The following is an 18,177-nucleotide window of genomic DNA, read 5'->3' as shown; positions in this document are numbered from 1 at the left end:
TGCCGCCTTCACCACGGTACGGCGCCGGTCGGTCACGATGTGCGGCAATCCGGGAATTGATGCCGTGGGATCACACCGGCGCACGCCCCCGCGCGCCCCTGCTGAGCTGGGCGAACGACCCGAGGAGGTCAAGTTACTGACAGGTTTTCAGTTCTCGTGTGCCAGCTGCAGATCGCGTTCCGTGCGTCCCCCGCCGGTCACCTGGAGCACGGTGGCGACCGGCGGGTAACCCGCGGCGATGACGGTGTACTCGCCGCTGGACAGGTCGACGAACCCGAACGTCCCGTCCGGGCCGGTGGTGAGGGTGTCCACGACGTTGCCGGCCGCGTCCAGCAGCGTCACGCGCGCGTCCTCGACGGGTCGTCCGCCGCCGGCCCGCACGGTGCCGCGCAACGCGGCTCCGCCGGCGAGTTCGACGTCCTGGCGGATCTCCCGGGACGCCCGGACGGTGACGGGGACCGCGGCCGGCCGGAAGCCGGGTGCACCGGCGGCGAGGGTGTACTCGCCGGCCACCAGCTCGGTGACGACATAGCCGCCCTGAGGTCCGCTGCGGGTGGTGGCGACGACCTCGCCGTGCGCGTCGGTGAGGGTGACGATGGCGTTCCGGACGGTGGTTCCGTCCGCGGTGACCACGCTCCCGGCGAGGCGTCCGGTGCCGCCGAGGACGATGTCCAGCTCGACGGGGTGCTCCCCGACGGTCACGGAGACGGCCTGCGGCTGGTGGCCGCCCGCCGCGGCGATCAGGACGTACGCCCCCGAGCCCGGCGTCGGCAGCGCGTACCGCCCGTCCTCGCCGCTGGTGCCCCGACCGATCTGCTGTCCCGTGACGTCGATCAGGGTGAGCGCCGCACGGGGCACGACCGTCCCGTCGGGGTGCCGCACCGCGCCGCACACCGGGTTCTGGGAGGCGTACGGCGAACGCGCCGGTGGGACCGGGGCGTTGACGGACGCGGTCTCCGGCTCCGCGGTGGGGGCGTCGTAGGACACCAGTGGTTTCTCCTTGAGGAAGCAGGCGATGAGCAGGCCGAGGACGAGGACCGGCACCAGGTAGAGGAAGATCCGCGGCATGGCGTCGGCGTACGCCCGGATGTAGCCGTCGCGCAGTGCCGGGGGCAGGGCGTGGACGAGCTGCGGGGTGATGGCCTCGGGGTCGGGGAGCCGGGCACCCGCGCGCGCGGGAAGGCGTTCTTCGAGCGAGTCGGTGAGCCGGTCGGCGAAGAGGGTGCCGAAGACCGCGGCGCCGACGCTGCCGCCGATCTGCCGGAAGTAGTTGTTGGCGCTGGTGGCGGCGCCGAGGTCGGCGGGGCGCACGGAGTTCTGCACGGCGAGGATCAGGACCGGCATCACCATGCCGATGCCGGCGCCGAGGACGGCCATCCAGATGCTGTAGTGCAGCCGGGGCGTGTCGGCTTCGAGGCGGGACAGGAGCCACATGCCGATGACGGACAGCAGCCCGCCGATGACGGCGTGGATCTTGTAGTGACCGGTGTGGCTGATGAGCTGCCCGGAGATGATCGAGGCACCGACGATGCCGCCCATCATCGGCAGCATCAGGAGGCCCGACTCGGTGGCGGAGGCCCCGTCGACCATCTGCAGGAACGTCGGCAGATAGCTGGCGGCGCCGAACAGGGCGACGCCGGTCACGAGGCCCACCAGGCCGGTGACGTTGAAGACGGAGTCCCTGAACAGCCGGAGCGGGATGAGGGGTTCGGCCGCGAAGTGTTCGGCGACGAGGAAGAGGACACAGGCGGCCACCGCGCCGGCGCCGAGTCCGAGGACGACCCGAGAGTCCCAGGCGTACTCGGTGCCGCCCCAACTGGTCAGCAGCACCAGGCAGGTGGAGGCGGCGGCGAGGAGCAGCGCGCCGAGGATGTCGAGCCGGGGCCTGGCGGTCGGTTTCGGCAGTTTCAGCACGAGGGCGACGACGGCGAGGGTGACCAGGCCGAAGGGGACGTTGAAGTAGAAGCACCAGCGCCAGGAGAGGTGGTCCGTGAAGTAGCCGCCCAGCAGGGGCCCGGCGACGGAGGCGAGACCGAAGGCGGCGCCGATGAGGCCCATGTGGCGGCCGCGCTCCCGGGCCGGCACGATGTCCGCGATGATCGCCTGCACGCCGATCATGAGGCCGCCCGCGCCGACGCCCTGGACCGCGCGGAAGGCGATCAGCTGGTCCATGGTCTGGGCCCGGCCGGCGAGTGCGGATCCCACGACGAAGACGACGATGGCGAACTGGAAGACGCCCTTGCGGCCGTAGAGGTCGCCGAGCTTGCCGTAGACCGGCAGTCCGACGGTGGCGGTGAGCAGGTAGGCGGTGATCGCCCAGGACATCTTGTCCAGGCCGTGCAGTTCGCCGGCGATCTTGGGCAGCGCGGTGGCGACGATCATCTGCTCCAGCGCCGCCAGCAGCAGCGCGAGCAGCAGCCCGAGGAACACCAACCGGATCTGGCGCGGGCTCAGTCCGGTCTCGGCGGCCGTCCCCCTGGGCAGTTGGTCCGGCGGTGGTGACGCGGCCGGTTCGTCCTTCACCAGAGTGGTCCCGCCCACGTACCGCTCCCCTCGTCGCGCTGCCGCACAATTCCCGCGTAAAGCGACAACTGCAGGCAAGCGCGACGAGTTACGGCGTATCGCCGGGGCATCCGGAGATCCACTCGAACCGGTGAGGGGACCAACGGCCCGTCACGAGCGGCTCGTTGGGGCTACTTCGCGACCTCGGCGGCGAGCTTGTCGAGCACGGCGTCGTAGATCCGGCCGAGGCCCTTGGGCGCGAAGGTCTTCTCGAAGAAGCCGCCGATGCCGCCGGCGCCCTGCCAGGTGGTGGTGACGACGACCCGGGACTCGCCCTCGCCGGCCGGGGTGACCCGCCAGGTGGTGACCATCGAGGAGTTGCGGTCCTTCTCGACGAGTTCGCCGTCGGTGGGCTCGGTGACCTCCAGGAGGCAGTCGCGCACGCGCTTGCTGGTGGCCTGGAGCTTCCAGTGGACGAGGGTGCCCTCGCCGTCGCCGCCCTCGCGCACCTCGTACTCACTGAAGTGCTCGGGCAGCAGCTTCGCGCGCGTGCCGGTGTAGTCGGCGAGGGCGTCGAACACCTTCTCCGCGTCCGCCGCGACGATCCGCTCAGTAGTGGCCTCGACCTGCGCCATTGACTTCCTCCAGGACCTCAAGTTCTCGGGGTTGGGGCAAGCCAACCACCCCGGGTCCCGGGCGCCCAAATCGGGGGGGCCGCAAGCGATCGGGCGGCGGTCGACGGGTGATCGAACAGGCCGGTCGCACGATCAAGGGAACATGTGTTCTATTCTGGGGGCAGTGCTACCGAGGAGGCCTCATGCGCTGGGAGAACCTCACCGAGTCCGGCGAACACAGCCGGGCCGACGCCGCGCTGTTCGGCGCGGACGCGGTGACCACCCGTACCTTCGACACGCCCGAGTTCCGCGGGATCACCTTCCACGAGGTCCGGGCCCGCTCGATCATCAACCGGGTGCCGGGCGCCTCCCGCATGCCGTTCGAGTGGACCGTCAACCCCTATCGGGGCTGCACGCACGCGTGCGTGTACTGCTTCGCCCGCAAGACGCACAGCTACCTGGACCTCGACACGGGGATCGACTTCGACTCCCAGATCGTGGTCAAGGTGAACGCGCCGGAGCTGCTGCGGCACCAGCTCGGCTCGCGCCGCTGGCAGGGCGAGCACATCGCGATGGGCACCAACGTCGACTGCTACCAGCGCGCCGAGGGCCGCTACCGGCTGATGCCGGGCATCATCGCCGCCCTGCGCGACCACGCGAACCCCTTCTCGATCCTGACCAAGGGCACGCTGATCCTGCGCGACCTCGACCTGCTGACGCAGGCCGCCGAGGTGACGGACGTCGGCATCTCGGTCTCGGTCGGCTTCACCGACGCCGAGCTGTGGCGCACCGTGGAGCCGGGCACACCGGCGCCGGAGCGGCGCCTGGAGGTCGTACGGACCCTGGCCGAGCACGGCATCGGATGCGGTGTCCTGATGGCGCCGGTCATCCCGTTCCTGAGCGACCACCCGGCCCAACTCCGGGACACCGTACGGTCGATCGCCGCCTCCGGCGCCACCTCGGTCACCCCGCTGGTGCTGCATCTGCGGCCCGGTGCCCGGGAGTGGTTCATGGCCTGGCTCGGCCACCATCACCCGCATCTGGTCGGCCGTTACGAGCGGCTGTACGCGGACGGCTCCTACGCCCCGAAGTGGTACCAGCGCCGGATCACCCGTCAGGTCCACGATCTGGCCCAGGAGTACGGCATCGGTCCCACGCGCGCGGGGATGCCGCGGCGGATCCGCGAGCCGGAGCCCGACCGACCCGATCTGACCGAACCGACCCAACTCTCGCTTATCTGAGAGCATCCGAGCGCAACTCTCGACCCAATTGGGTCAAGTATTGGCAGAACGCGCTCTTCCGGGAGTGCTTTCCGGGACGATGCGGCGAGGACCGTGACCCTCGCGGTCCGAAACCCTCCGTCCTGGGAGGACTCCATGAGAAAACGCGCAGCCGCGCTGTGCGGTGCCGCCGTCGTCGTGGCCGGGACCTTCACGGCCGTCCCCGCCGGCGCCAGCACCCCACAGACCGCGGAAACCCAACAGGCCGCGAAACTCACCTGGAAGAAATGCGGCACCGCCGACTATCCGACGCTCCAGTGCGCGTCCCTCAAGGTCCCACTCGATCACGCGAACCCGTACGGGCAGCGGATCACGCTCGCGCTGTCCCGCGTCCCGCACACCGCGAAGAAGTACCAGGGCCCGCTACTGGTCAACCCCGGCGGCCCCGGCGGCAGCGGTCTGACGCTCGCCGGCTTCGTCGCCTCCTCGCTGCCCAAGGCGGTCGCGGCCCAGTACGACGTCATCGGCTTCGACCCGCGCGGAGTGGGCGCGAGCAAGCCCGCCCTCGACTGCAAGCCGGGCTACTTCAACCCGGTGCGCCCGGACTCCGTGCCGAGCACCCCTGCGATCGAGAAGGCCAACCTCTCCCGCGCCAAGTCCTTCGCCGCCGCCTGCGGCAAGAAGTACGCGAGCGTGCTGCCGTACATCGACACGGTCAGCGCCGTGCGGGACATGGACTCGATCCGTAAGGCGCTGGGCGCCAAGAAGATCAACTACTTCGGTTACTCGTACGGCACCTACCTCGGCGCGGTCTACGGCAAGCTCTACCCGGACCGTGTGCGGCGCCTGGTCCTGGACTCGATCGTCGACCCCACCGGCGTGTGGTACGACGACAACCTCGCCCAGGACTACGCCTTCAACGACCGCCACCGCGCCTTCATGGCCTGGGTCGCCAAGTACGACGCCACGTACAAGCTGGGCACCGATCCGGAGAAGATCGAGGCCACGTGGTACGCGATGCGGGCCGCGCTCGCGAAGAAGCCGGCCGGTGGGACGGTGGGCGCCTCCGAGCTGGAGGACACCTTCCTGCCCGGCGGCTACTACAACGGCTACTGGCCCTATCTCGCCGAGGCGTTCGCGGCGTACGTGAACGACAAGAACGCCGAGCCGCTGGTCGAGGCATACGAGAACTTCGCCGCCGTCGACGCGTCCGGGGACAACGGCTACAGCATCTACACCTCGGTGCAGTGCCGTGACGCCTCCTGGCCGCGCGACTGGAACCAGTGGCGGAAGGACAACTGGGCGGTGTACGAGAAGGCGCCGTTCATGACCTGGAGTAACGCCTGGTACAACGCGCCGTGCGCGTTCTGGCCGACGGACTCGCTGCAGCCGGTGAACGTGGCCAACGGCAAGCTGCCGCCGGCGCTGCTCTTCCAGGCGACGGACGACGCGGCGACCCCGTACCAGGGCGGCGCGACGGTCCATCACATGCTCGCCCGCTCCAGTCTGGTGGTCGAGGAGGGCGGCGGGAACCACGGCATCTCGCTGAGCGGGAACGCCTGCCTGGACAAGTACCTGGCGGCGTATCTGACCGACGGCACGGTGCCGCGCGGCGGCGGCGAGGCCGACGCGGTGTGCCAGGCACTGCCGGATCCCGAGCCGCTGGCCTCCAAGGCGGCGTCGACGTCCTCGCGCGGCTCGACACTGCACGGTCTGCTCGGCTTCCGCGGCTGAGCACGGCCTGACGCCCCGTCGGGGGCGACGCCGTCGGAGGCGTTGTCAGACCCATGGTCCACCATGGACGCATGAGTGAGCTGACGAGGATTCCCGCCCCCGACGGAGTCGCCCCCTCCGCCCAGTACAGCCACGTCGTCCTGGGCACGGGCCGCTTCGTGGCCGTCTCGGGCCAGCTCGCCCTGGACGAGGACGGCAGGCTCGTCGGCGAGGGCGACCCCGCGGCCCAGGCCCGACAGGTCTTCGAGAACCTGCGGCGCTGCCTGGCCGCCGCGGGCACGACCTTCGACGACGTCGTCAAGCTCACCTACTTCGTCACGGACATGGCCCACCTGCCCGCCATCCGCGAGGCCCGCGCGGCCCACATACCCGACGACCGCCTGCCGGCCTCGTCCGCGGTGCAGGTCGCCTCGCTGGTCCGGCCCGAGTTCCTGATGGAGGTCGAGGCGTTCGCGGTGATCGGCGCGTGACGGACGTACGGGTGCGGGAGATGAGGCTCGCCGACTGCGACCGCGTCTCCGAGATCCGCGTCCGAGGCTGGCAGAGCGCCTACCAAGGGCTCATGCCGCAGTCGTTCCTCGACGCCCTCAGCGTGCCGAAGGACGCCGAGTGGCGACGCGCCCATTTCTCCGCGCGGGCGGAGCAGGGTGTGGTGAACCTGGTCGCCGAGCAGGGCGGCGAGATCGTCGGCTGGGCGGCGTACGGCCCGTACCGCGACGGCGAAGTGCGCACCGAGGAAGCCGAGTTGTACGCCATCTACGTGGATCCGGACAGGTACGGCGGCGGCGTCGGACACGCCCTGCTCCAGGAGTCGCTCCAGCGGTGCGAGGCCGCCGGACACGACAGCGTCCTCCTGTGGGTCCTCAAGGGGAACGCCCGCGCGCGGCGGTTCTACGAGCGGGCGGGTTTCCGCGCCGACGGCATGGAGGAGCCCTTCGAGGTGGAGGGCGTCGCCGTGCCCGAGGTGCGGTACGCGAAGAAGCTGTCCCACTGACACCTCACCGCTGTCTCGGGATCCGCGCCAGCGCCTGCACCGCCGCCTCCGCGAGCACCGGATGCGCGAGGGCCTCGTTCAGGACCGGTCTCGCCCGGGTGTCGCCGAGCGTGCCGAGCCCCTCCACACAGGCGAGGGCCACGCGCCGGTACGGGTCGTGCGGGCGCAGCCGTCTCCCCAGAGTGGTGATCAGTGCCGGTACGGCCTCGGGGGCGCGCAGCCGCACCAGGAGCCGGACGGGGTGCAGGGCGTAGGCGACACGGAGCTCGTTGGTCGCGAGGGCGGCGGCCGCGCGGGCGGTGCGCGGGTCGCCGAGGCGGGCCAGGGCGTGGGCGGCGGAGGCGCAGCGCTGCGGGTCGCGGTGGTTCAGCAGCAGGACGAGGGATTCGAAGGCACGCCGGTCGCCCGCGAGGCCGAGCCGGAACGCGGCCAGTTCCCTGGCCCACAGCGGCTGTCCGGGCTCGGTCAGCACGGCCGCCAGTTCGTCGACGTCCTCGGTCGCCACGAGGCGGCCGTAGAGCGGTGTCTCCCCCGACTCCTGCCGTAAGCGTTCCGTGAGTGATCGCAACTCTTCGTCCATGAACCCGAGATTAGGGGGTGGCCGGGGGCCCGGGAGCTACATCACAAACTCGAGGGCTGGCGCGCTCGTTACTCACGGGTTAAGCTCAGACGAGCGAGTTACCCACTCGTGGATCTGCTCGTGGTGGCCTGGTGACGCAGCCGCCGCGATGAGAGTCCCTCCCACGCCTTTAAGGCAGTGGGGGAAGTCGGTTCGGTACTTCGTGTACCCGAGTAGGACCCGGCCCCGGGACAGGGCCGGTCGGTTCAGCCGTTTCGGGGCGTGTGCACGCCCTTCCTGACGGCACCGGGCGTGTGCGCTTGCAGCCCGGCAACAACACCCGCACTCCTCTTCGCACCCCGGTGCGCCCGTGGTTCGGCCCCCTTTCGGGTCTTCCCCGGCGCACCCGGGCGCGCTCCCAGTCGTCACCTCATTCCTGGAGTCCGCGATGGCCGCTCCCCTGTCCGACACCCCTCTGTCCCCGTTCAAGACCGTCGCCGTCGTCGGCCTCGGCACGATGGGCACCGGCATCGCCGAGGTGCTCGCCAAAGCCGGCCGCGAGGTCGTCGGCATCGACATCAGCGAGGCCGCCGCCGCCCGGTCGGTCGCCGCCCTGGAGGCCGCGACGGCCCACGCCGTGGAGCGCGGCCGGCTGACCGAGCAGGAGCGCGCCGACCTGCTCGCCCGCGTCCGCACCTCCACCGATCTGCGGACCGCGGCCGACGCCGACCTGGTCATCGAGGTGGCTCCGGAGTCGTACGAGATCAAGCAGCAGATCTTCCGGGAACTCGACGGGATCGTGCGGCCCCGGACGATCCTGGCGACCGGCACCAACGCCCTGTCCGTCACCCGGCTCGCCGCCGACTCGGCCCGCCCCGAGCGCGTGCTGGGTCTGCACTTCTTCAACCCGGCGCCGGCCATGCGGCTGGTCGAGGTCGTCTCCTCGGTGCTGACCGCACCCCAGGCGGTCGCAGCCGTCACCGACCTCGCCATCGAGCTGGGCAAGGAGCCCGTCGCGGTCGGCGACCGGCCCGGATTCGTCGCCGACGGGCTGCTGTTCGGCTACCTCAACCAGGCGGCCGCGATGTACGAGGCGAAGTACGCCTCCCGCGAGGACATCGACGCCGCGATGCGGCTCGGCTGCGGGCTGCCCATGGGCCCGCTCGCCCTGCTCGACCTGATCGGCGTCGACACCGCGCGGACGGTCCTGGAGGCCATGTACGCCGAGTCCCGCGACCGGCTGCACGCCCCCGCGCCGATCCTCAAGCAGCTCAGCGCGGCGGGCCTGACCGGCCGCAAGTCGGGCCGCGGCTTCTACACGTACGAGGCGCCGGGCAGCGCGACGGTCGTGCCGGACGCCCTGACACCGCTCTCCGGTGACCTCGACGTCCCCGGCCGTCCGGTCCGCTCCGTCGGCGTCGCGGGCTCGGGCACCATGGCGTCCGGCATCGCCGAGGTGTTCGCCAAGGCGGGGTACGAGGTCGTGCTCGCCGCCCGCAGCGAGGAGAAGGCACAGACCGCCAAGTCCCGTATCGGCAAGTCGCTTTCACGCTCCGTCGACAAGGGGCGGATGACCGCCGAGGCCGCCGCGCAGACCCTGGACCGGATCACTCCGGCGGGGTCGTACGACGCCTTCGCCGACGTCGATCTGGCCGTGGAGGCCGTCGCCGAGGACCTGGAGGTCAAGCAGCAGCTGTTCGCGACGCTGGACAAGGTCTGCAAGCCGGGCGCGGTCCTGGCCACCACGACCTCGTCGCTGCCCGTCGTCGCCTGCGCCCGCGCCACCGCGCGTCCGCAGGACGTGATCGGCATGCACTTCTTCAACCCGGCGCCGGCGATGAAGCTGGTCGAGGTCGTCCGTACGGTGTTGACGGCCGAGGACGTCCACTCGACGGTTCGCGAGGTCTGCGTCAAGATCAAGAAGCATGCGGTCGACTGTGGAGACCGTGCGGGCTTCATCGTGAACGCGCTGCTCTTCCCGTACCTCAACAACGCGATCAAGATGGTGCAGGAACACTATGCATCCCTTGACGACATCGACGCGGCGATGAAGCTGGGCGGCGGTTACCCGATGGGCCCGTTCGAGCTCCTGGACGTCGTCGGGCTCGATGTCTCCCTGGCCATCGAGAAGGTCCTGCACCGCGAGTTCCGCGACCCGGGCCTGGCCCCGGCCCCGCTCCTGGAGCACCTGGTGGCCGCGGGCTGCCTCGGCCGCAAGACGGGCCGCGGCTTCCGCGAATATGCCCGCCGCTGAGCGTCCCGGCGACTGGTTCGCGGGGGACGCGGACTGGGGCGGGCTGCTCGACCCGGGCGGGTTCGAGCCGCCCGGTCCGCGCGGCTCGCCTCCACCCGCCCGGCCCGCCGCTCCCCCGCCCGCACCGGGCGGGGGACCCCGGGGACATGCGCACCGAGCTGCGCACATGCAGTACGTTCGGGGCATGTCCCAGCCCGCCAAGTCCTCACGTACACCAGCCACGTCCGACGCACCGGAGAGTGCCGCGGGCAGTCGCGCCGCCGCCCAGCGGCTCAAGATGCGCCGTGAACTGGCGGCCGCGGCGATGGAGCTGTTCGCGACCAAGGGGTACGAGGCAACCACCGTCGACGAGATCGCGGCCGCGGCCGGGGTCGCGCGCCGCACCTTCTTCCGGCACTTCCGGTCCAAGGAGGAGGCGATCTTCCCCGACCACGACGACACGTTGATCCGGGCGGAGGCGGTCCTCAACGCCGCCCCCGCGCACGAGCACCCGCTCGACACGGTGTGCCGCGGCATCAAGGAAGTCATGCGGATGTACGCGGCCCGGCCGGAGATCTCGGTCGCCCGCTACAAGCTCACGCGCGAGGTGCCCACCCTGCGCGAGGCGGAGATCGCGTCGGTGGCCCGCTACGAGCGCCTGTTCACCCGGTACCTGCTCGGTCACTTCGACGAGCACGCACACGACGACGACGCCAACGACGACCCGCTGCTCGCCGAGGTCGCCGCGTCCGCCGTGGTCACCGCCCACAACCACGTCCTGCGGCGCTGGCTCAGGGCCGGCGGGCAGGGGGACGTCGAGGCGCAGCTGGACCACGCCTTCGGGATCGTGCAGAAGACGTTCGGGTCGGGCATGGGGGCCGGGCGCACCACGGCGCCGAAGCGGTCCGCCGCGACGGTCTCCACGCATGGCGAGGTGCTGGTGACGGTCGCCCGCACCGACGCCCCGCTCGACCAGGTCATGCGGACCATCGAAGAGGCGCTCAGGGACCGCTGAGCCCTCCGCACCGCTGTGACGACGGCCACCCCTCGGGGTGGCCGTTTTGGCATGTCCGGGGAGCTTTTCAGGCACCTTTCAGACCCCGTTCGATCGATCATCGCTCATTTGTTACGTAAAGATTTCGCGTGAGCGCAATCTCTGGCACTCAGTGCCTTGCGGGGTGACACGCGGTGTCATACGTTGGAGATGTCCGGGCGGCCGGCGTGCAGAGACCTTTCGTACGCCGGCTGTCCCAGCAAACCAACGGTCTGCCCGCCCGGACGCCTGCGTCACAGGCAACCTCCCGCGCCACAAAGCGCTGCCGAACATCACCACCGCCGAACCGACGGCACTTCCCCAACCCTCAGCAGCACCGACGTAACCCTCAGCGTCTCCCTCAAGACGCCATTCGCCGGAGGCAAACCGTGACCGTGAAGGACATCCTGGACGCGATCCAGTCGCCGGACTCGACACCGGCCGACTTCGCCGCCATGCCGCTCCCCGAGTCGTACCGTGCGATCACCGTGCACAAGGACGAGACGGAGATGTTCGCGGGCATGCAGACCCGCGAGAAGGACCCGCGCAAGTCCCTGCACCTGGACGAGGTGCCGCTGCCCGAGCTCGGCCCGGGCGAGGCCCTGGTGGCCGTCATGGCCTCCTCGGTCAACTACAACTCGGTGTGGACCTCGATCTTCGAGCCGCTGTCGACCTTCGGCTTCCTGGAGCGCTACGGCAAGGTCAGCGAGCTCACCAAGCGCCACGACCTGCCGTACCACATCATCGGCTCCGACCTCGCGGGCGTCGTCCTGCGCACCGGCCCCGGCGTCAACGCCTGGAAGCCCGGCGACGAGGTCGTCGCGCACTGTCTGTCCGTCGAGCTGGAGTCCTCGGACGGCCACAACGACACGATGCTCGACCCCGAGCAGCGCATCTGGGGCTTCGAGACCAACTTCGGCGGCCTCGCCGAGATCGCCCTGGTCAAGTCCAACCAGCTGATGCCGAAGCCGGACCACCTCAGCTGGGAGGAGGCCGCCGCTCCCGGTCTGGTCAACTCCACCGCCTACCGCCAGCTGGTCTCCCGCAACGGCGCCGGTATGAAGCAGGGCGACAACGTGCTCATCTGGGGCGCGAGCGGCGGACTCGGCTCGTACGCCACGCAGTTCGCGCTGGCCGGCGGCGCCAACCCCATCTGTGTCGTCAGCAGCGAACAGAAGGCGGACATCTGCCGGGCCATGGGCGCCGAGGCGATCATCGACCGCACCGCCGAGGACTACAAGTTCTGGAAGGACGAGCACCACCAGGACCCGCGCGAGTGGAAGCGCTTCGGCAAGCGCATCCGTGAACTCACCGGCGGCGAGGACGTCGACATCGTCTTCGAGCACCCGGGCCGCGAGACCTTCGGCGCGAGCGTGTACGTCACCCGCAAGGGCGGCACGATCGTCACCTGCGCCTCGACCTCCGGGTACAACCACGAGTACGACAACCGCTACCTGTGGATGTCCCTGAAGCGGATCATCGGCTCGCACTTCGCCAACTACCGCGAGGCCTGGGAGGCCAACCGGCTCATCGCGAAGGGCAAGATCCACCCGACCCTGTCCAAGGTGTACTCCATGGAGGAGACCGGACAGGCCGCCTACGACGTGCACCGCAACCTCCACCAGGGCAAGGTCGGCGTGCTGTGCCTGGCGCCCGAGGAGGGTCTCGGCGTGCGCGACGCGGAGAAGCGCGCGAAGCACGTCGATGCCATCAACCGCTTCCGGAACATCTGAGGTCACAGGATGACTGAGCGTCAGAAGGACCGGCCGTGGTTGATGCGGACCTACGCCGGTCACTCCACGGCCGAGGCGTCCAACGAGCTGTACCGGCGCAACCTCGCCAAGGGGCAGACGGGTCTGTCGGTGGCGTTCGACCTGCCGACGCAGACCGGCTACGACTCCGACCACATCCTCGCCCGCGGCGAGGTGGGCCGGGTCGGCGTGCCGATCGCGCACCTCGGTGACATGCGCCGGCTGTTCCAGGACATCCCCCTGGAGCAGATGAACACCTCGATGACCATCAACGCCACCGCCATGTGGCTGCTGGCGCTCTACCAGGTCGTCGCGGAGGAGCAGGGTGCCGACGTCACCAAGCTCCAGGGGACGACCCAGAACGACATCGTCAAGGAGTACCTGTCGCGGGGCACGCACGTGTTCCCGCCGGTGCCCTCGCTCCGCCTGACGACCGACATGATCGCGTACACGGTCTCCCACCTCCCGAAGTGGAACCCGATCAACATCTGCAGCTACCACCTGCAGGAGGCGGGCGCCACGCCGGTCCAGGAGATCGCGTACGCGATGTCGACGGCCATCGCGGTGCTGGACGCCGTCCGGGACTCCGGGCAGGTGCCGCAGGAACGCATGGGCGACGTCGTCGGCCGTATCTCCTTCTTCGTGAACGCGGGCGTCCGCTTCGTCGAGGAGATGTGCAAGATGCGCGCCTTCGGCCGCATCTGGGACCAGGTCACCCGCGAGCGCTACGGCATCCAGGACCCCAAGCACCGGCGCTTCCGCTACGGCGTCCAGGTCAACTCCCTCGGCCTGACCGAGGCGCAGCCGGAGAACAACGTCCAGCGGATCGTCCTGGAGATGCTGGCCGTGACCCTCTCCAAGGACGCACGCGCGCGTGCCGTACAACTGCCCGCCTGGAACGAGGCGCTCGGCCTGCCCCGCCCCTGGGACCAGCAGTGGTCGCTGCGTATGCAACAGGTGCTGGCGTACGAGAGCGACCTGCTGGAGTACGCCGACATCTTCGAGGGCTCGAAGGTGATCGAGGCCAAGGTGGGCGAGCTGGTCGAGGAATCGCTCACCGAGATGGAACGGATCGAGGAGATGGGCGGCGCGATGGCCGCCGTCGAGTCCGGCTACCTCAAGTCGCAGCTGGTCGCCTCGCACGCCGAGCGGCGGGCTCGTATCGAATCCGGTCAAGAGAAGATCGTGGGCGTCAACGTCTTCGAGACGACAGAACCGAATCCCCTGACGGCCGACCTCGACACGGCCATCCAGACGGTCGACCCCGCCGTCGAGGCCCGGGTCATCGCCTCCCTCCAGCACTGGCGTGACACCCGCTACCAGCCGCCGTTCAACCACCCGCGCCCCTGCAAGGCGCTGGAGAAGCTGAAGGAGGCCGCCAAGGGCACCGCCAACCTCATGGAGGCCACCCTGGAGTGCGCCCGCGCCGGCGTCACGACCGGCGAGTGGGCGGGGGCGCTGCGGGAGGTGTTCGGCGAGTTCCGGGCGCCGACCGGGGTCTCCTCCGCGCCGGTCGCCGTGGCTGCCGAGGAGGGCAGCGCAATGGCCGACGTGCGCCGCAAGGTGAACCTGACGGCGGCCGACCTCGGTGTCGGCAAGCTCCGCTTCCTGGTCGGCAAGCCCGGCCTGGACGGGCACTCCAACGGCGCCGAGCAGATCGCCGTGCGGGCCCGGGACGCCGGGTTCGAGGTGGTCTACCAGGGCATCCGGCTGACGCCCGAACAGATCGTGGACGCGGCGATCGCGGAGGACGTGCACGCGGTGGGCCTCTCGATCCTCTCCGGATCGCACGCCCAACTGGTGCCGGACGTGCTCGATCGGCTCCGTGTGGCCGGTGCCACAGATATACCGGTGATCGCCGGTGGCATCATCCCCCATGGTGACGCCGAGCAGCTCAGGGCCGCCGGAGTGGCCGCGGTCTTCACCCCGAAGGACTTCGACATCACCGGAATCATCGGCCGCATCGTCGACGAGATCCGCAAAGCGAACAAGCTCGACCCCCTGGAGGTCCCCGCATGACCGTCAACCGTCTTCGCCCGCGGCGCTCCTGTCTCGCCGTGCCGGGAAGCAATCCCCGCTTCCTGGAGAAGGCGCAGGGCCTCCCCGCGGACCAGGTCTTCCTGGACCTGGAGGACGCGTGCGCGCCACTCGCCAAGCCCGAGGCGCGGCACACCATCGTCAAGTTCCTCAACGAGGGTGACTGGACGGGCAAGACGAGGGTCGTGCGGGTCAACGACTGGACGACCGAGTGGACGTATCGAGATGTCGTCACGGTCGTCGAGGGTGCCGGCCCGAACCTTGACTGCATCATGCTGCCGAAGGTGCAGACCGCCCAGCAGGTCGTCGCCCTCGACCTCCTGCTGACGCAGATCGAGAAGACGATGGGCTTCGAGGTCGGGAAGATCGGCATCGAGGCGCAGATCGAGAACGCCCAGGGCCTCAACAACGTCAACGAGATCGCGCAGGCCTCCCCGCGCGTCGAGACGATCATCTTCGGCCCGGCCGACTTCATGGCGTCGATCAACATGAAGTCGCTGGTCGTGGGCGAGCAGCCGCCCGGCTACCCGGCGGACGCCTACCACTACATCCTGATGAAGATCCTGATGGCGGCCCGCGCCAACAACCTCCAGGCGATCGACGGCCCCTACCTGCAGATCCGCAACGTCGAGGGCTACCGCGAGGTCGCCCAGCGCGCCGCGGCCCTCGGTTTCGACGGCAAGTGGGTGCTGCACCCGGGCCAGGTCGAGGCGTCCAACGAGATCTTCTCGCCCTCCCAGGAGGACTACGACCACGCCGAGCTGATCCTGGACGCGTACGAGTACTACACGTCCGAGGCGGGCGGCAAGAAGGGCTCGGCGATGCTCGGCGACGAGATGATCGACGAGGCCAGCCGCAAGATGGCCCTGGTGGTCTCCGGCAAGGGACGCGCCGCCGGCATGCAGCGCACCAGCAAGTTCGAGATCCCGGAGGCGTGACGGCCATGCAGTTCGGACGTACGTACGAGGAGTTCGAGGTCGGGGCCGTCTACAAGCACTGGCCCGGGAAGACGGTCACGGAGTACGACGACCACCTCTTCTGTCTCCTCACCATGAACCACCACCCGCTCCACATGGACAGCAACTACGCGGAGAAGACGACCGACTTCGGCAAGAACGTCGTCGTCGGGAACTACATCTACTCGCTGCTGCTCGGCATGTCCGTGCCGGACGTCTCCGGCAAGGCGATCGCCAACCTGGAGATCGAGTCGCTCAAGCACGTGGCGCCGACCTTCCACGGCGACACGATCTACGGCGAGACGACCGTGCTCGACAAGTGGCCGTCGAAGTCGAAGAACGACCGCGGCATCGTCCATGTCGAGACCAAGGGCTACAAGCAGGACGGCACGCTGGTGTGCGTGTTCCGCCGCAAGGTGATGGTGCCGACCGAGACGTACATCAAGGAGCGCGGCGGCGAGCAGCCCGGCCGGCCCCAGCTGAGGGAGCAGGAGAAGTAGTCATGGCGCGACTCGCCCAGACCGCCGGTCTGACCGACATCCAGCAGGAGATCCTCTCCACGGTCCGCGACTTCGTGGACAAGGAGATCCTCCCGGTCGCGACCGAGCTGGAGCACCGCGACGAGTACCCGCAGCAGATCGTGGACGGCCTCAAGGAGTTGGGCCTGTTCGGCCTGATGATCCCCGAGGAGTACGGCGGTCTGGGCGAGTCGCTCCTGACGTACGCGCTGTGCGTGGAGGAGATCGCCCGCGGGTGGATGTCGGTGTCCGGCATCATCAACACCCACTTCATCGTGGCGTACATGCTCAAGCAGCACGGCACCCAGGAGCAGAAGGACCACTTCCTGCCGAGGATGGCGGCCGGGGACATCCGGGGCGCCTTCTCGATGTCGGAGCCGGCCCTCGGTTCGGACGTCTCGGCGATCACGTCGAAGGCGGTCAAGGACGGTGACGAGTACGTCCTGACCGGCCAGAAGATGTGGCTGACGAACGGCGGGACGTCAAGTCTCGTGGCCGTACTCGTCCGAAGTGACGAAGGACACCCTGAGGGCACCGCGCCCCACAAGTCGATGACCACTTTCCTGATCGAGAAGGAGCCCGGCTTCGGAGAGGTCCGCCCCGGCCTCACCATCCCCGGGAAGATCGACAAGATGGGCTACAAGGGCGTCGACACGACCGAGCTCATCATGGATGGCCTGCGACTTCCGGCCGATCGCGTGCTCGGCGGCGCCACCGGCCGAGGTTTTTACCAGATGATGGACGGCGTGGAAGTCGGCCGCGTCAACGTGGCGGCGCGTGGCTGCGGAGTCGCCCAGCGTGCCTTCGAACTCGGCGTCTCCTACGCCCAGCAGCGGCACACTTTCGGCAAGCCGATCGCCCAGCACCAGGCGATCCAGTTCAAACTCGCGGAGATGGCTACCAAGGTCGAGGCCGCCCATGCGATGATGGTGAACGCGGCACGCAAAAAGGACTCCGGTGAACGAAACGACCTTGAGGCTGGGATGGCGAAGTACCTCGCCTCCGAGTACTGCAAGGAGGTCGTGGAAGACGCTTTCCGGATCCACGGCGGCTACGGCTTCTCCAAGGAGTACGAGATCGAGCGCCTCTACCGAGAGGCTCCGATGCTGCTGATCGGTGAAGGTACCGCCGAGATCCAGAAAATGATCATCGGTCGCAGGCTGCTCGAAGAGTATCGATTCCAAGGCTAGATGTCGGGTTCGGGGTGTTTTCTTCGAGAAGAAGATCACACCCCGTCAACACGCTTCAGCCGCCGACTCGGCTTCCCGGCTTGCCCAGTTGTGGCCCGCGACCGGTACGATCCCGGGAAAGCCGCCGTCCCCCTCCCGCAGCGCGGCATCATCCGCTACGAAGGTCATCCATGCCCCACAGCCAAACCTCTGCACCTCGCGACAGCCTGGCAGGCGTACGCCTGGCGCGCGGAGCATCGCCGTGGCTCCTCCCGACCGTCGCCACCGCAGCCCTCAGCCTGGTACGCGCGCGCAAGTCCGGCGCCGCCAAGGCCGTCGCCGTGCCCGCCACCGCGCTCGCGGCGGGCATGCTGTGGTTCTTCCGCGACCCCGAGCGCGAGATCACCCAGGGCCGGGTCATCTCGCCCGCCGACGGTGTGGTGCAGAGCATCATGCCGTGGAAGGACGGTCGCACCCGCGTCGCGATCTTCATGAGCCCGCTCAACGTCCACGTCAACCGCGCGCCGCTCTCCGGCACGGTGGCGTCGGTCGAGCACATCCCTGGTGGGTTCGTTCCGGCGTTCAACAAGGAGAGCGAGAACAACGAGCGCGTAGTCTGGCATTTCGACACCGAACTCGGTGACATCGAGATGATCCAGATCGCCGGCGCGGTCGCTCGCCGTATCGTCCCGTACGTGCCCCAGGGCACCAAGGTCGAACAGGGTGACCGGATCGGCCTGATCCGCTTCGGCTCGCGTGTCGACATCTACCTGCCCGAGGGCGTGGAGGTGGCGGTCGAGGTCGGTCAGAAGACCGTGGCTGGGGTGACTCGCATTGACCGTGATTGATCCGGAGAC

Annotated in this window: 15 protein-coding genes; 12 read left to right on the top strand and 3 right to left on the bottom strand. The window is 69.3% G+C overall.

Features of this window, described 5'->3' with window-relative positions:
• Nucleotides 1-147: 147 nt before the first annotated feature.
• Together QFZ76_RS40175 and QFZ76_RS40170 are read right to left on the bottom strand one after the other, a co-directional pair.
• Nucleotides 148-2,541: an MFS transporter gene (locus QFZ76_RS40175; protein ID WP_307678272.1), complete on the bottom strand. Its 2,394-nt coding sequence runs from the start codon at nt 2,539-2,541 to the stop codon at nt 148-150.
• Between the two features lie 152 nt (nt 2,542-2,693).
• Nucleotides 2,694-3,137, bottom strand: coding sequence for an SRPBCC family protein (locus QFZ76_RS40170; RefSeq protein WP_307678271.1), 444 nt, complete (start codon nt 3,135-3,137; stop codon nt 2,694-2,696).
• A gap of 182 nt (nt 3,138-3,319) precedes the next feature.
• Between QFZ76_RS40170 and QFZ76_RS40165 the strand changes: the two genes are divergently transcribed.
• The 4 genes from QFZ76_RS40165 (at nt 3,320) to QFZ76_RS40150 (ending at nt 7,064) form a co-directional block, all read left to right on the top strand.
• Nucleotides 3,320-4,357 carry an Rv2578c family radical SAM protein gene (locus QFZ76_RS40165; protein ID WP_307678270.1) on the top strand — a complete coding sequence of 346 codons (1,038 nt, stop codon included), beginning with the start codon at nt 3,320-3,322 and terminating at the stop codon, nt 4,355-4,357.
• 135 nt (nt 4,358-4,492) lie between these two features.
• Nucleotides 4,493-6,070, top strand: coding sequence for an alpha/beta hydrolase (locus QFZ76_RS40160; RefSeq protein ID WP_307678269.1), 1,578 nt, complete (start codon nt 4,493-4,495; stop codon nt 6,068-6,070).
• A gap of 71 nt (nt 6,071-6,141) precedes the next feature.
• A complete protein-coding gene (locus QFZ76_RS40155) occupies nt 6,142-6,540 on the top strand; it encodes a RidA family protein (RefSeq protein ID WP_307678268.1) in 399 nt (132 codons plus the stop codon).
• A gap of 20 nt (nt 6,541-6,560) precedes the next feature.
• A complete protein-coding gene (locus tag QFZ76_RS40150; RefSeq protein WP_307680270.1) occupies nt 6,561-7,064 on the top strand; it encodes a GNAT family N-acetyltransferase in 504 nt (167 codons plus the stop codon).
• A gap of 4 nt (nt 7,065-7,068) precedes the next feature.
• On the opposite strand, the gene QFZ76_RS40145 is transcribed toward QFZ76_RS40150, so the two are convergent.
• Nucleotides 7,069-7,644, bottom strand: coding sequence for an adenylosuccinate lyase (locus QFZ76_RS40145; protein ID WP_266449964.1), 576 nt, complete (start codon nt 7,642-7,644; stop codon nt 7,069-7,071).
• A 427-nt stretch (nt 7,645-8,071) separates the two neighbouring features.
• On the opposite strand from QFZ76_RS40145, the gene QFZ76_RS40140 reads away from it, so the two are divergent.
• The 8 genes from QFZ76_RS40140 to QFZ76_RS40105 all read left to right on the top strand — a co-directional run bounded on the left by QFZ76_RS40140 (nt 8,072) and on the right by QFZ76_RS40105 (nt 18,168).
• Nucleotides 8,072-9,877, top strand: a complete 1,806-nt coding sequence (locus tag QFZ76_RS40140; protein WP_307678267.1) for a 3-hydroxyacyl-CoA dehydrogenase family protein — start codon at nt 8,072-8,074, stop codon at nt 9,875-9,877.
• A gap of 184 nt (nt 9,878-10,061) precedes the next feature.
• The gene (locus QFZ76_RS40135) at nt 10,062-10,871 is read left to right on the top strand and encodes a TetR family transcriptional regulator (RefSeq protein WP_307678266.1); all 810 of its coding nucleotides are present in this window, start codon (nt 10,062-10,064) and stop codon (nt 10,869-10,871) included.
• 413 nt (nt 10,872-11,284) lie between these two features.
• The gene (gene ccrA / locus QFZ76_RS40130; RefSeq protein ID WP_307680269.1) at nt 11,285-12,622 is read left to right on the top strand and encodes a crotonyl-CoA carboxylase/reductase; all 1,338 of its coding nucleotides are present in this window, start codon (nt 11,285-11,287) and stop codon (nt 12,620-12,622) included.
• Nucleotides 12,623-12,631: 9 nt separating this feature from the next.
• Nucleotides 12,632-14,659: a protein meaA gene (locus QFZ76_RS40125; RefSeq protein ID WP_307678265.1), complete on the top strand. Its 2,028-nt coding sequence runs from the start codon at nt 12,632-12,634 to the stop codon at nt 14,657-14,659.
• A complete protein-coding gene (locus QFZ76_RS40120; protein WP_266449957.1) occupies nt 14,656-15,615 on the top strand; it encodes a CoA ester lyase in 960 nt (319 codons plus the stop codon). Before QFZ76_RS40125 ends, QFZ76_RS40120 begins: the two co-directional genes overlap by 4 nt.
• Before the next feature lie 5 nt (nt 15,616-15,620).
• Entirely contained in the window at nt 15,621-16,133 is a 513-nt protein-coding gene (locus QFZ76_RS40115) for a MaoC family dehydratase (RefSeq protein WP_067442528.1), read from the top strand.
• 2 nt (nt 16,134-16,135) lie between these two features.
• Nucleotides 16,136-17,341: an acyl-CoA dehydrogenase family protein gene (locus tag QFZ76_RS40110; RefSeq protein ID WP_266449956.1), complete on the top strand. Its 1,206-nt coding sequence runs from the start codon at nt 16,136-16,138 to the stop codon at nt 17,339-17,341.
• A gap of 170 nt (nt 17,342-17,511) precedes the next feature.
• Nucleotides 17,512-18,168, top strand: a complete 657-nt coding sequence (locus QFZ76_RS40105) for a phosphatidylserine decarboxylase (protein ID WP_266449955.1) — start codon at nt 17,512-17,514, stop codon at nt 18,166-18,168.
• The last annotated feature ends 9 nt before the right edge of the window (nt 18,169-18,177 follow it).

Source organism: Streptomyces sp. V4I2, from assembly GCF_030817655.1.
GTDB lineage: Bacteria > Actinomycetota > Actinomycetes > Streptomycetales > Streptomycetaceae > Streptomyces > Streptomyces plumbiresistens.
This window is presented reverse-complemented; position numbering and strand designations above follow the sequence as displayed.